The sequence below is a fragment of the Enterococcus sp. MMGLQ5-1 genome (genome assembly GCF_013155265.1).
Classification (GTDB): Bacteria; Bacillota; Bacilli; order Lactobacillales; family Streptococcaceae; genus MMGLQ5-1.
On the sequence record NZ_JABJXU010000003.1, the window covers coordinates 36,650 to 50,387 of the forward strand.

At 37.5% G+C, this 13,738-nt stretch carries 12 protein-coding genes; all 12 read left to right on the forward strand.

What is annotated here, in order from left to right; genetic code table 11:
- Positions 1–2: 2 nt before the first annotated feature.
- The 12 genes from HOY35_RS04485 to HOY35_RS04540 all read left to right on the forward strand — a co-directional run bounded on the left by HOY35_RS04485 (position 3) and on the right by HOY35_RS04540 (position 13,563).
- The gene (locus HOY35_RS04485; RefSeq protein WP_172213919.1) at positions 3–884 is read left to right on the forward strand and encodes a carbohydrate ABC transporter permease; all 882 of its coding nucleotides are present in this window, start codon (positions 3–5) and stop codon (positions 882–884) included.
- A 7-nt stretch (positions 885–891) separates the two neighbouring features.
- Positions 892–1,551 carry a hypothetical protein gene (locus HOY35_RS04490; protein ID WP_172213917.1) on the forward strand — a complete coding sequence of 220 codons (660 nt, stop codon included), beginning with the start codon at positions 892–894 and terminating at the stop codon, positions 1,549–1,551.
- 11 nt (positions 1,552–1,562) lie between these two features.
- A complete protein-coding gene (locus HOY35_RS04495) occupies positions 1,563–2,435 on the forward strand; it encodes a sugar phosphate isomerase/epimerase (RefSeq protein WP_172213915.1) in 873 nt (290 codons plus the stop codon).
- On the forward strand, positions 2,435–3,595 hold the full coding sequence (locus HOY35_RS04500) for a Gfo/Idh/MocA family protein (protein ID WP_172213913.1): 1,161 nt from the start codon (positions 2,435–2,437) through the stop codon (positions 3,593–3,595). The genes HOY35_RS04495 and HOY35_RS04500 overlap by 1 nt, the downstream gene beginning before the upstream one ends.
- A gap of 14 nt (positions 3,596–3,609) precedes the next feature.
- Positions 3,610–4,620 (forward strand): Gfo/Idh/MocA family protein, encoded by a 1,011-nt coding sequence (locus HOY35_RS04505; protein ID WP_172213911.1) that lies wholly within the window; start codon positions 3,610–3,612, stop codon positions 4,618–4,620.
- A 40-nt stretch (positions 4,621–4,660) separates the two neighbouring features.
- On the forward strand, positions 4,661–6,256 hold the full coding sequence (locus HOY35_RS04510; protein WP_249641549.1) for a mannitol dehydrogenase family protein: 1,596 nt from the start codon (positions 4,661–4,663) through the stop codon (positions 6,254–6,256).
- 11 nt (positions 6,257–6,267) lie between these two features.
- Positions 6,268–7,335, forward strand: a complete 1,068-nt coding sequence (gene uxuA / locus HOY35_RS04515) for a mannonate dehydratase (RefSeq protein ID WP_172213909.1) — start codon at positions 6,268–6,270, stop codon at positions 7,333–7,335.
- A 15-nt stretch (positions 7,336–7,350) separates the two neighbouring features.
- Positions 7,351–8,745: a glucuronate isomerase gene (gene uxaC, locus HOY35_RS04520; protein WP_172213907.1), complete on the forward strand. Its 1,395-nt coding sequence runs from the start codon at positions 7,351–7,353 to the stop codon at positions 8,743–8,745.
- A 159-nt stretch (positions 8,746–8,904) separates the two neighbouring features.
- Entirely contained in the window at positions 8,905–10,194 is a 1,290-nt protein-coding gene (locus HOY35_RS04525) for a glycoside hydrolase family 125 protein (RefSeq protein WP_172213898.1), read from the forward strand.
- Positions 10,195–10,268: 74 nt separating this feature from the next.
- Positions 10,269–10,913: a bifunctional 2-keto-4-hydroxyglutarate aldolase/2-keto-3-deoxy-6-phosphogluconate aldolase gene (locus tag HOY35_RS04530; protein ID WP_172213896.1), complete on the forward strand. Its 645-nt coding sequence runs from the start codon at positions 10,269–10,271 to the stop codon at positions 10,911–10,913.
- A gap of 1 nt (position 10,914) precedes the next feature.
- Positions 10,915–11,916 carry a sugar kinase gene (locus HOY35_RS04535; RefSeq protein ID WP_172213894.1) on the forward strand — a complete coding sequence of 334 codons (1,002 nt, stop codon included), beginning with the start codon at positions 10,915–10,917 and terminating at the stop codon, positions 11,914–11,916.
- A gap of 75 nt (positions 11,917–11,991) precedes the next feature.
- Positions 11,992–13,563, forward strand: a complete 1,572-nt coding sequence (locus tag HOY35_RS04540; RefSeq protein ID WP_172213893.1) for an alpha-galactosidase — start codon at positions 11,992–11,994, stop codon at positions 13,561–13,563.
- The last annotated feature ends 175 nt before the right edge of the window (positions 13,564–13,738 follow it).

Sequence of the window (13,738 nt, forward strand, 5' to 3'; positions counted from 1 at the left end):
CTATGATGCAAGTTGAAAAAAATAAATCAAGCATTACTAAGAAAAAAGTCAATTTTCAATCATTTATTAGGTATTTTGCCTTGACTGCCATTGCATTTTTTATGCTTTATCCAATTTTATGGCTGATTGGCTCATCTTTTAAAGCAAATAATACGGCGATTTTTACATCAATTTCATTTATTCCCGATAAAATTGATTTCACGCCCTATGTTAATGGTTGGCAAACAAATACAGAATATACATTTACAACATTTTTCATAAATACCTTTAAAATTGTGATTCCAAGAATTGTCTTTGTGACTTTTTCAAGTGCCATTACAGCTTATGGATTTTCTAGATTTAGCTTCCCTGGCAAAAAAATACTATTTGGCCTTTTAATTTCGACCCTATTTTTACCGGGGGTAGTGACCCAAGTCCCAATGTATTTACTTTGGTCAAAGATTGGCATGCTGGATACTTACGTGCCTTTGGTTTCAGCGACCTTATTTGCACAAAATACTTTCTATGTCTTCATGCTCATTCAATTTATGCGTGGGATTCCAAGAGATTTGGATGAGGTAGCGATTATTGATGGCTGTGGCCCATTCAAACGTTTTTACTATATTATTTTACCGTTAATGCGACCTTCTTTAATCGCTGTAGGGCTCTTTGAATTTATGAGTGCGATTGGTGATTTTATGGGACCATTAATTTATATCTCAAGTGTTGATAAATATCCAATATCACTTGCGCTTAAAATGGCGGTAGATACCACTTCAAGTAGTGCGAACTGGAATCAGATTTTAGCAATGTCGATTATTAGCTTGATTCCGTCAATTGTTGTTTTCTTCTCAGCTCAAAAATATTTTGTTGAGGGTATTTCAACCTCAGGCATGAAGGGATAAAAGTGACATGAAAATATTCAATCAAATGACCAAAATAATCTATTCAAGTCTTCCATTTGTTATTTTATCATTACCGGTATTTATACTTTTATCTGGCTTTCAGTTAAGGGTTGAAAATACAGTCATTTATTTGATAGCACTCATTTTAGTTGTGCCTTTAATGATGGTATTGATGAATTTGTATTATTCAAAGCATATGAATCCAAGCAATTTATTTAATCAATATTTTTTAATATTAAAGGCAAATTATTTTAATTATTTAAAATTTGCTTTGCCATTTATCTTAATTATTGGTTATTTTTCAATTGTGATGGCTATCTCTTTTAAGCTAAAAGGGATCAATCTATTTGGTTGTATGTTAGTACCTTTAATATTACTGGCTATCGGTTGGTTTTTATTTATGATGATTGCAAGAGTTAGCTTTGACAAACAAATCAGTAATCAAAATATTATCCTGTTAGGGAGTAAATATTGGTTGGGTAATATCGCAATTGTACTTAAATCAATATCTTGGAGTTTGATTGGCTTTTTAGTTGTAATGTTATTCGGCCCGATTTTCGAAGGCTTTGCGATTGCGATTATCTTATTTGTAATTAGTAAAAGGATCAGTCGGGTTAATTTTTTAATGACGGTTAAAGTGATGAATGATTATAAAAAAGTTAGATAAGGTGTTTAATAATGAAAAATTTTAAAATAACGGCGTTTGCTGACGAAATTGATTTGAGAATGGATTTTCAACTCAAGGTTTTGCAGAAAAATAAGATTAGCCATATCGAAGTTCGTGGGTTAGATGGCAAAAATATTAGTGAAATCAGCTTGTCTGAGGCCAAAGCCTATCAACAAAAGTTTGAGGCGCATCAGATAAAGGTTTCAAGTTTAGGCTCTCCGATTGGCAAAATTGATATTGAGGCCCCCTTTGAAGCTCATTTGGAGTTATTTAAGCATGTTTTAAAGCTTGCAAAAATTTTCAAAAGTCCATATATCAGAATGTTTAGCTTTTATATTAGTGAAGGCAAGAATCCGGATGATTTTCGTGATGTGGTAATCAAGCGTTGGCAAGCCTTTTTAGAGGCAGCCAAAGATTATCCGGAGATTACGCTCTTGCATGAAAATGAAAAAGATATATTTGGTGACACGCCAGAGCGTTGCCTTGACCTATGTCAAGCCTTGAAAAATCCTCAGCTTAAGTTAGCTTTTGATCCAGCGAATTTTGTCCAATGTGATGTTGAAGTGTTTCCAAAGGCTTTTGAGATGTTAAAAAATGAAATTGCTTATGTCCATATTAAAGATGCCCTATTTAGTAATCATGAGGTGATGCCAGCAGGCTATGGTGATGGTCAGGTTAAAAAAGTCTTAGAAGCACTTGTTGCTAGAGACTATCATGGCTTTTTATCGTTAGAACCGCACTTGGCTAATTTTACTGGTTTTCAAGAATTAGAAAACGGTGAAGAATCAGATAAGCCAGAGGCAAGTGAAGGCGAAAAGCTATTCAATGTCGCAAGTTCGGCTTTGCGAAAAATTTTGGATGAAATGAATCAGGAGTGGATTTAATGGATAAAGTTAGAGTTGCACTAATCGGCGCAGGTAATATTGGTAATTTACATATTAATAATCTGGTTTCAGGTGAAATTTCAGGTATTACGCTTTGTGGCGTTTGCGATATTAATCCAGAAAAAATTGAGCGCGCAAAAAAACGTCTAGGTGAACAATGCAAATATTATGATTCAGCAGCTGAAGCCTTTTCAGATTCAACAGTTGATGCTGTCATCATTGCAACACCGCATTACGAGCATCCTGTTTTGGCGAGTCAAGCCATTAATGCGCATAAACACGTTTTAATTGAAAAGCCGGTTGGCGTTTATACCAAAAACGTGCGAGAGCTAATTGCACAGGCTCAAGAACATCCAGAATTAACAGTTGCTTTGATGTATAACCAAAGAATGAATCCAATGTATCAAAAGGCAAGAGAATTAGTCCAATCGGGTCAAATCGGCGAGCTACGCCGGACTAACTGGATTATTACGAATTGGTATCGCTCTCAAAGCTATTATGATTCAAGTAATTGGCGTGCGACTTGGCGTGGTGAAGGTGGGGGTGTCTTATTAAATCAGGATCCACATCAGCTCGATCTCTGGCAATGGATTTGCGGGATGCCAGAACGAATCTATAGTTTTGCCTACTACGGTAAACGACGCAAGGTGGAAGTAGAAACGGAAGTGACAGCCTATGCGGAATATGCGAATGGTGCAACTGGTCTATTTGTAACCACAACGACTGAAACACCGGGCACTAACCGTTTTGAAATTGTCGGTTCTAAAGGCAAGATTGTGATTGAGGATGGGCAAATGCGTTTTTGGCAAACACAGGTCGATGAAGCAGAGTGGAATGAAACCTATCAAGGTGGTTTTGGTGAGCCTGAAATATGGGAAATTAAAATTCCAGTTGAATATGAAGATGGTGAGGGGCACAAGAAGATTATGCAAAATTTTGTCAATCATATCTTACATGATGAGCCATTGCTTTCACCGGTTTCAGATGGAATTTATGGCTTGAGTATTTCTAATGCGATTCATCTCTCATCTTGGCAAAAACGTTGGGTTGATTTGCCAATTGATGAAGACCTATTTTTAGCAGAGCTAACCAAAAGGATTGAAGGCTCAAAAGAAAAACAAACGGTCGAAAGAATGTTAAATACAGAAGGTACATATTAAGGTTAGGAGTTTCCATGCTTAATTTTGGAATTATTGGCTGCGGTAATATTGCTAGCGTTCATGCTGAAACGCTGAATCAAATGCCAGATGCAAAGCTAAGAGCATGCTGTGATATCGAAACAAGTGTTGGCGAAAATTTTGCAGCACGTTATCAGTGCCAGTTTTATCAGTATTATGCTGATTTATTAATCGATGAAAGAATTGATGCCGTTGTGATTGCAACACCTCATTTTTTGCATCATGAAATGTCACTTGCGGCACTTGCGGCAAATAAACACGTTTTATGTGAGAAACCGATGGCGATTAAGCTTGAAGATGCCAGAGAAATTAACGCCGCAGTGCAAAAATCTAAGCAAATCTATCACGTTTGTTATCAAAATCGTTTTAATTTGGCGTTTGTGAAATTAAAAAAAATGCTTAATGAGAATTCTTTTGGTAGCTTGCATGGTGTCAACTGTAGCCTGACTTGGCATCGTGATAACAATTATTACAGTGCAAATACATGGCGTGGCAAATGGGCGACTGAAGGTGGTGGTGTTTTGATCAATCAAGCAATTCATAGCCTCGATGCGATTTGTTGGTTAATTGGCAAACCACAAAGAATTAAGGGCACTATTTTAAGCTCGCTTTTATCAGAGCTGATTGAAGTTGAGGATGCAGCCATTGCGACTGCCGTATTGGAAAATGGTCCCCCGATTGTCATTTCAGCTTCAAATAATTATTCCACTAATCCTTCACCAGCAATTGATTTTGATTTTGAAGGTGCAGCGATTAGGTTAACCAATGAAAGTCTGATTATAAATGAACAAGAGATTGTTTTGGATGAGCCTAAAGCAACGATTGCTGGCAAAAGCTATTGGGGTCAAGGTCATCCTCGATTAATCAGAACCTTTGTTAATGAAATAACTGGACAAACGGATGAATTGATTCCCTATTTACCCCGACTTGATGCCATTGACTCTTTAGCGCTGGTTTGCGGTATTTATCAGTCACATCAAACAAATCAATGGGTTGAATTAGTTTAATAAGTTTGATTTAAATATATAAAAAATTGGGAGGATGGTAATGCAGCTTTTTAATGAAGAGGATTTAGTGAATGCAGATGTTATTTTACCTGAAATTACTAAATCACAGTTGAGTCAAGCTAAGGATCAACCGAAATGGCTTCACTTTGGTGGTGGTAATTTATTTAGAGCTTTTCATGCTGAAATTGGTCAAAAGCTGGCAAATCAAGGTGAATTAGCTGGTGGGATTGCTGTCTGTGAAACCTTTGATGAAGCAGTGATTAGCCAAATTTATCAACCAGCCGATAATAATATTCTAGAGGTCATCTTACATGAAGATGGCAAGCTCGAAAAGAAGCTCTTAAATGTCGTTACCAGTAGCCATTTTTGTCAACCAGAGGCTGCAGCAGCGTTTGAAAAAGTTTCGGAATTATTTTCTGAAAAAAGCTTGCAAATGGTTACTGTTACGATTACAGAAAAAGGCTATTCGTTAATTGATAATAACAACGAATTTTTAACTATTGTTAAAGAAGATTTTAATAATGGACCTCAGAGGGCTACTCATACGATGAGTATCATTGCAAGCCTACTCTATCGACGTTTTCAAGCAAATCAGGCGCCTTTGGCTTTAGTATCAACAGACAATTTTTCACAGAATGGGGCAAAATTTAAACAATCCATTCTGACAATTATTGAGCAATGGGTCAAAAATCAACTAGTACCGAGTCAGCTTCTTAATTATGTGCAAGACTCAAGTAAAATTACTTTTCCATACAGTATGATTGACCGAATTACGCCAGGGCCATCCGAAGCCGTGGCAGAACAGCTGACTAAAGCAGGTCTTGATGGCATGACAATTATGCAGACAACAAAAGGGACTAAAATTGCACCCTTTTCTAATACTGAGACAACCTATTATTTGGTAATAGAAGATAGTTTTCCAAACGGTCGACCACCACTTGAATTAGCTGATGTTATTTTAACCAATCAAAATGCTGTTAATGCAATTGATGAGATGAAGGTAACTGCCTGTCTGAACCCGCTGCACACAGCAATGGCAATTTTTGGCTGTTTATTAGGGTATCAATCAATTGCTAGGGAGATGTCAGATGATGATATTGTTGGGTTGATAAAAGGGGTTGGCTATCTTGAAGGCTTACCGATGGTTGCTGATACACCAATGATTAACGCACAAAAATTCATAGATGTCGTTATTGAGAAACGCTTACCCAATCCAATGATACCAGATACGCCACAACGGATTGCGACGGATACCTCACAAAAGATGTCAGTTCGCTATGGTGAGACAATTAAAAAATATCTTTTGAAGCAAAGTGATGCGTCTAAGCTTAAGTATATTCCTTTGACGATTGCCGCTTGGTTACGCTATTTATTAGCAATTGATGATTTTGGCAATGAGTTGCAATTAAGCCCGGATCCCCTGCTTGAAGATTTGCAAAAGCAGCTTGAAATAATAGCTTTTGAAAACTCAGTAGATGTCCATTCAGCATTAAAACCAATTTTAGAAAATTCATCTATTTTTGGACTCAATTTATATGAGGCTGAACTTGGCGCTAGGATTGAAAAATACTTTGCAGAGATGATTCGTGAAAAAGGTGCAGTTCGTCAATTATTGCATCGTATTGTAACAGAATAAGGAGAAATTAAATGGAGATGACTTTTCGTTGGTTTGGTAGCGCACACGATAAGGTGAAGCTTGAAGAAATCCGACAAATTCCGGGTGTGAAAGGGATTGTTGGGACTTTGATGTCAATCCCCGTTGGTGAGATATGGCCAAAATCAGAGATAAAAAAATTAGTCGAAGAGGTTGAGGCTGTTGGCTTAAAGCTTGAAGTAATTGAGAGCGTCAATATCCATGATGATATTAAGATTGGATTGCCTTCTCGTGACCAGTATATTGAAAATTACAAGACAACCATTTGTAATTTAGCTGAATTTGGAATTAAAGTCATTTGTTATAATTTTATGCCAATTTTTGATTGGTACAAAACAGACTTAGCATATGTTCTACCAGATCAATCCATTACAATGGCGTTTAAAAGTCAAGAAATGAATGATGATCCAGCTGAGGTTGTCAGGTCAATTGAAGAATCAACTGGTGAATATGTTTTGCCCGGCTGGGAGCCTGAGCGCTTAGCACACGTCAAAGAATTATTTAAAGCCTATGAAATGGTTGATAATGATAAGCTACGTCAAAATTTGACTTATTTTTTGAAAGCAATTATCCCAGTTTGTGAAGCAGTTGGCATAAAAATGGCAATTCATCCAGATGACCCACCCTATTCAATTTTTAATTTACCACGAATTGTTAAAAATCGGGATGATTTAGATTGGATTTGTAATGTGGTTGATAGTCCTGCTAATGGTATTACATTATGCACAGGTAGCATTGCGGAAGATCCGGCCAATGATGTTTACGCTATTTTGGCAGAATTTTGTCGAAGGGATCGAATTCCTTTTGCCCATGTACGAAATATTAAATATCTTGATAATGACAAAGATTTTTATGAAGCTCCCCATTTATCCTCAGAGGGCTCCTTAGATATGGCACGGATTTTGAAAACGATGCACGACAATCATTTTGATGGTTATATTAGACCAGACCACGGACGGATGATTTGGGGTGAGACTGGTAGAGCGGGCTATGGCTTATATGATCGTGCCATCGGTGCCTCATATTTACTAGGCCTTTGGGAAGCCATTGAAAAGCAATAGCATTGGAGGATATACATGTTTTTAAATGATAACTTTGTTTTAAAAAATCAGATTGCGCAAAAGCTTTATCATGAATATGCCAGTAAGATGCCAATTTATGATTATCATTGTCATCTCAATCCAAAAGAAATTTATGAAAATCAAAATTTTGAAAATATTACGCAGGCTTGGCTCTCTGGTGATCATTATAAATGGCGCTTGATGCGAGCAAATGGTGTGCCAGAACGATTGATTACTGGTGATGGCGATGACTATGAAAAATTCTTAGCGTGGGCCAGTACGATTGAGCAGTGTATCGGTAACCCGCTTTATGTTTGGACTAATTTAGAATTACGCCGTATTTTTGAGATAGATGAGCTATTGACGCGTGAAAATGCACCTTTGATTTGGGAAAAGGCCAACGCTAGATTGAAGCTACCAGAGATGCGTGTGCAAAATTTGATTAAACGATTTAAGGTCAAAGTAATCTGTACGACCGATGATCCGATTGATTCACTGGCATATCACAAAAAGCTGCAGGATAATGCAGCATTTAAAGTCCTACCGACCTTTAGAGCAGATCAACTGATTCATATTGAGGCTGCGAGCTTTACTAGCTATTTGGAAAAATTGACTCAGACAACTCAGCAAACGATTGGTAGCTATCAAGACTTTATTTTGGCAATTAAAGCACGAATTACCTATTTTGCTCAGCTGGGCTGCCGTTTATCTGATCAAAGCTTATCAACTTTATCGATAAATAATCGACCAGATGCCAATCGAATGGCAACAATTTTTAGCAAACGGCTGAACCGAAAACAGCTCAGTCCAGCTGAGATTAATGAGTTTCAATTTGGCATGCTTGTAGAATTGATGAAATGCTATGCCAAGGAAAATTGGGTGGCGCAAATGCATTTAATGGTTTCTCGCAATAATAATCGAAAGCTATTTGAAGCTAGTGGCGCTGATAGTGGTGGCGATGCAATGCTTGACAACCAAATTCAAGCCGGCTTAGGTCAGTTGTTTGATTTACTCAACACGGAAAATCAGCTGCCGAAAACAATCCTCTATTCCTTAAATCCAAATGATTATATCCCTATTGTTTCCTTAATGGGCTGTTTTCAGGCAGATGTCAAGGGCAAAATTCAATTTGGCTCGGCATGGTGGTTTAATGATACCTATTCTGGTATGCGTCATCAGCTAACAACTATCGCAGAAGGTAGCATTCTTGCTAATTTTGTCGGTATGCTGACTGACTCACGAAGCTTCCTATCATATCCACGTCATGAATATTTCCGACGTATTTTATGTCAATTGATTAGTGAATGGGTTGAAGATGGGCAATTGACCGATGATTTGGACTTTCTTGGTCAAATTGTTGCACAAATTTCATATAAAAATGCAAAATCATATTTTAACATTGAATGTTAGATTTAAATTGAGAGATTAGTCTGAGCTAAATTGATATTATTTATTTAATAAATGGGAAATAAATTAAAGGCTGGTCAATGTCTAAAGTGCTGGTGACTTGTTGGCTATGCTTATTTCATCATAAATATAATCAGGCTTTTTAAACGAGCAGGAGGGAAAATGACTTATCAAGAAATACCACAATCGGTACAAGCCTTCATGGCCGACATTACCCAAAAATGCAGTGAAACGCATCCAGATTGGGCTGAAAATTTTAACTTTGCCTTTGCCAACACCCTATTGACTACCGTTAAACGTCATGATGATGGGACAACTTTTTTATTGACTGGTGACATTCCAGCAATGTGGCTGAGGGATTCAACGGCACAGGTTAGACCCTATTTGGTGATTGCCAAGGATGATTCAGACTTAGCAGATATGATTTGTGGTTTAGTTAAAAAACAATTTTTCTATATTAATATCGATCCATACGCGAATGCCTTTAATGAAGCTGATAATGGCGCAGGACATCAAGATGACCAAACAGCGATGAACGGTTGGATTTGGGAAAGAAAGTTTGAAATTGATTCGCTTTGTTACCCGATTCAATTGGCTTATTTGCTCTATAAAAATACTGGTCGAACAGACCAATTTGATTACCAATTTATAAGTGGTGTTCAAAAAATACTTGACGTTTTTAAAATTGAGCAAAATCATGCGCAATCTGAGTATCGGTTTATTCGTGCGACCAAGCGACAAGAAGATACCTTACCAAATGATGGCTTGGGTAATCCTGTTGGTTATACAGGAATGATTTGGTCAGGCTTTAGACCGAGTGATGATGCCTGTCAATACGGCTATTTAGTGCCTTCAAATATGTTTGCAGTAGTTGTCTTAGGCTATTTGGAAGAAATTTTCACTACGATTTTGCAAGAAGCAGAATTAGCAGCTAGAGCCTCTCAGTTAAAAGAAGAGGTTAATGAAGGTATTCTTAAGCATGGCATGACCAGAAATGCTGCTGGAAAAACAATTTTTGCTTATGAGGTGGACGGATTAGGTCATGCCACGGTAATGGATGATAGTAATGTACCTAACTTAATTTCGGCACCCTATTTGGGCTATATCCCAAGTGATAATGACATTTATCAAGCGACAAGAGCAACATTATTAAGTCAGGAAAATCCATACTATTATACTGGAAAATACGCACAGGGTATTGGGTCATCACATACCCCAGATAATTATGCTTGGCCAATTGCGATGGCAATGACAGGCTTGACCGCAACCAAATCAACTGAAAAAGCGACAATTATCGATCAGTTAATTGTAACAGACGCTGGCACGCACCTAATGCACGAAAGCTTTGATGTTAATGATCCGACTCAATTTACGAGAGAGTGGTTTTCATGGGCGAATATGATGTATTGTGAAGCGGTAATGGATTATTTCGATATTCGTATTAATAAATAAGAGTGCTTAACATAACTAAAATGATTGTATATAACGTGATGAGAGCGTTCAGGATTTGGAAGTGAACTTAATTAATGAAAAAAATTGACGTCTTAGAAAAAATAAAAGAAATTGGCTTGATTGCGGTCATTCGTGGTGATTCAAAAGCAGAGGCGATAAGGATTAGTGAAGCGGCAGTTGCTGGTGGTATTACAGGTATTGAACTAACTTTCACCGTACCAGAAGCGGACTTGGCGATTAAAGAGCTTGTCAATCAATACAAAGAAGCCCCTAGGGTTGTTGTCGGTGCTGGCACTGTTTTAGATGAAGTAACGGCGAGACTAGCGATTCTAGCAGGTGCTCAATTTATTGTCAGTCCATTTTTCAAAGCAGAAATTGCCACATTATGCAATGCTTATCAAATACCTTATCTACCAGGCTGCATGACAATCACTGAAGCGCATACCGCTCTTTCCTCTGGTGTTGATATTATTAAACTGTTTCCAAGTAATTTATATCAGCCTAATATAATTAAAGCATTTAAAGCCCCAATGCCGCAGCTAAATGTGATGCCAACGGGTGGTGTCACTCTTGATAATATGTCGGAATGGTTTAAAGCGGGTGCGGTTGCAGTTGGGATTGGTAGTGATTTAGTGAACCACCAAAAACCAGATGACATCGCTTATACTAAAGCCGTTGCTAAGCAATTCGCTGAGCAATATGCCTTGATTGCGAGGTAAAATGATGAAAATTGTTACTTTTGGTGAACTTTTATTAAGGCTTTCTACTGAAAAAGGGATTCGTTTGGCAGATGCGCATGACTTGGCTGTTAACTATGGTGGGGGTGAGGCAAATGTTGCCATTTCTTTGGCTCATTTTGGGCATCAAGTGAAATTTATTAGCCAATTACCTGATAATTTGTTAGGAGTAGGAGCTTTGGCTCATCTTCGGCGCAATCAGGTAGATACATCAGCAATTATGATGACAGGTAATCGTATTGGCACTTATTATTTAGAAGCTGGTATTGGCAATCGCTCAAGCCAAGTCATTTATGATCGGATGGCCTCTAGCTTTGCCGAAATTAGTGAGAATGTATGGCGAGAATCGGATATATTTGTAGATGTCGATATTTTCCATCTCTCTGGCATTACCTTGGCGTTGTCACCAGCCTTAGAAAAAGTGGCACTTGATTTGATTAAGCAAGCGAAAAAGGCGGGCTGTAAGATTAGCTTTGATATTAATTATCGGAGCAAGCTTTGGTCACAAGAAAAGGCAGCCATAGTGATTCAAAGGATTTTACCCTTTGTTGATTATTGCTCTGCAGGTCAATTAGATGCACGTTTTTTATTAAATGTTTTGGCTGAAACTGAAACAGTGCCTTTAGAAATTTGCTATCAACGGATTTATCAAAAATATCCTAATATTGAATACTTTTTCTCAACGCAGCGAGAGAGTCAATCAGCATCACAAAATAGTCTCCAAGGCTTCATTTACCATCAAGGTAATCTAAAAAGTGCGAAGAAATATTTAATAAATCCAATTGTTGATCGCATTGGTGGTGGTGATGCATTTGCAGCAGGTATTTTACACGGTATATTATCGACATGGCCGGATCAGCTGACGATTGAATTCGCTACTGCGGCTACAGTTCTTAAGCATTCAGTAAAAGGGGACTGTAATTCATTTTCCGAGCTAGAGGTGCTTGAGTTTATGACCAAATCAAGTGAAGATGTCGCCCGATGAATGTGCTTGTAGTTGAAAATAGTAATTATAAATAACATTTAAATATTATTAATAGTAAAAAGGAGGATGATAGAGGTGTCAATAGCTTATATTCGTGTCCAGACAAATGAAGGTTGGTTTGAACTCAAGGAAGAAAAAGCAAGTTGTTGGATTTTACAAGATATTCAAGTTGCGCTGAAGGGTCAATCAGCTGAGCTAGAGGTTGAAATATCTGCCCAGACAAGCGCGATTAGTCGCCTTCAAATTGGTTGGGTAAACCGTTTACCTAATCAAGCTAATCTGATGGGGGATGCGTTTGAAAGAGCGTATGGCGATTTAGCATTTGCTAAAATTGATTCTGAAAAAATTTTTCATTGGTATTTTTGCGCTAGTACAGCAGAAGCCAGTCATTGTTATGGCGTTAAGACAAGACCAAATGCACTTTGCGCTTGGACTGTTTGCGCACAGAGTATTGATTTATGGCTAGACATTAGAAATGGTAGCGAACCACTCGTTTTAGCCGGTCGGACATTAGAGGCTTGCACGATCGTCATTTCAGATTATCAAAAAGCTTCCTATGAAGCAGTTAGCGATTTTTGTCAAAAGATGGTTCATCAAAATGTGAGCTATAATGAAACAATTATTGGCTATAACGATTGGTACCAAGCGTATGGTAATAATTCCGAGCAGTTAATCCTAGAGAGTACAGATTTTATCAAATCAATCTGGCCAGCGTCAGAGCAGGTTAAACCTTGGGTAGTTGTTGATGATGGCTGGCAGGTTGCACATTCTAGTCAGTATAATGGTGGTCCGTGGTCAGATTCTAATGATAAATTTGTTAATATGGCAGACTTAGCAGAAAAAATCCATGCGCGTGGTGCCAGAACAGGTATTTGGTTTCGACCATTACTGACAAAAGAAGCTATGCCAGAGGCACAAATATTGCATCATCAAGCGAATCAAGAAGTGATTCTGGATATCAGTCATCCAGATGTTTTAGAAAAAGTAGCCAAAGATGTTAAGCGAATTTCTGAATGGGGTTATGAATTAATCAAACATGATTTTACGACTTATGATATTTTCGGTTGTTGGGGTAGAGAGATGGATTTAAACTATCAGCAGCAAGTAATTCATTTTTATGATAAAACTAAAACAACTGCTGAAATTATTAATCATTTTTATGATGTCATTAAAAATGCCGCTGGCTCGACAATAATCATGGGCTGTAATACCATTAGTCATCTTTCAGCAGAGATTTTTGAAATTATGCGTACAGGTGATGATACGAGTGGTAAGGATTTTAATCGAACTCGAAAAATGGGCGTTAATACACTTGCATTTAGAATGCCTCAACACCGAATATTTTATTTATCTGATGCAGACTGTGTTGGTATTACAGAAGATATTAGCTGGCAGGATAATAAAAAGTGGTTAGATTGCCTGTCAACGAGTGGCACCCCATTGTTTATCTCGTGCGATCCATCGAAATTAGATACACAGCAGATTAATGATTTAAAATTAGCGATTGAAAATGCATTAAAGATTAGTAAGTCCGCAATACCACTTAATTGGGAGGCTGATAGGCTACCGCAAGTCTGGTCAACAGAGCTTGGCAATCAAAAGTTTGAATGGTTTGAATTGCCAAGAGCATTTTTCAATTATATTTAAGCTAAATTAGCTGAAGATTTAAATTAATAATTGTTAGTAAAATAAACTGAATTATTTCCTAAGGAGGTGGGACAAAAGACGTTTAGCAACGTAAAAAGGTACTTTCTCTCTCTGATTAAAACTGTGAAAAATAGACGAGTCATTCGTTTATGCAGTCAGATGTTTTTTGTCTGAC

Coding starts and splice junctions, on each gene's coding strand:
- HOY35_RS04485 (WP_172213919.1), top strand. CDS start 3: ATGATGCAAGTTGAAAAAAATAAATCAAGCATTACTAAGAAAAAAGTC.
- HOY35_RS04490 (WP_172213917.1), top strand. CDS start 892: ATGAAAATATTCAATCAAATGACCAAAATAATCTATTCAAGTCTTCCA.
- HOY35_RS04495 (WP_172213915.1), top strand. CDS start 1,563: ATGAAAAATTTTAAAATAACGGCGTTTGCTGACGAAATTGATTTGAGA.
- HOY35_RS04500 (WP_172213913.1), top strand. CDS start 2,435: ATGGATAAAGTTAGAGTTGCACTAATCGGCGCAGGTAATATTGGTAAT.
- HOY35_RS04505 (WP_172213911.1), top strand. CDS start 3,610: ATGCTTAATTTTGGAATTATTGGCTGCGGTAATATTGCTAGCGTTCAT.
- HOY35_RS04510 (WP_249641549.1), top strand. CDS start 4,661: ATGCAGCTTTTTAATGAAGAGGATTTAGTGAATGCAGATGTTATTTTA.
- uxuA (WP_172213909.1), top strand. CDS start 6,268: ATGGAGATGACTTTTCGTTGGTTTGGTAGCGCACACGATAAGGTGAAG.
- uxaC (WP_172213907.1), top strand. CDS start 7,351: ATGTTTTTAAATGATAACTTTGTTTTAAAAAATCAGATTGCGCAAAAG.
- HOY35_RS04525 (WP_172213898.1), top strand. CDS start 8,905: ATGACTTATCAAGAAATACCACAATCGGTACAAGCCTTCATGGCCGAC.
- HOY35_RS04530 (WP_172213896.1), top strand. CDS start 10,269: ATGAAAAAAATTGACGTCTTAGAAAAAATAAAAGAAATTGGCTTGATT.
- HOY35_RS04535 (WP_172213894.1), top strand. CDS start 10,915: ATGATGAAAATTGTTACTTTTGGTGAACTTTTATTAAGGCTTTCTACT.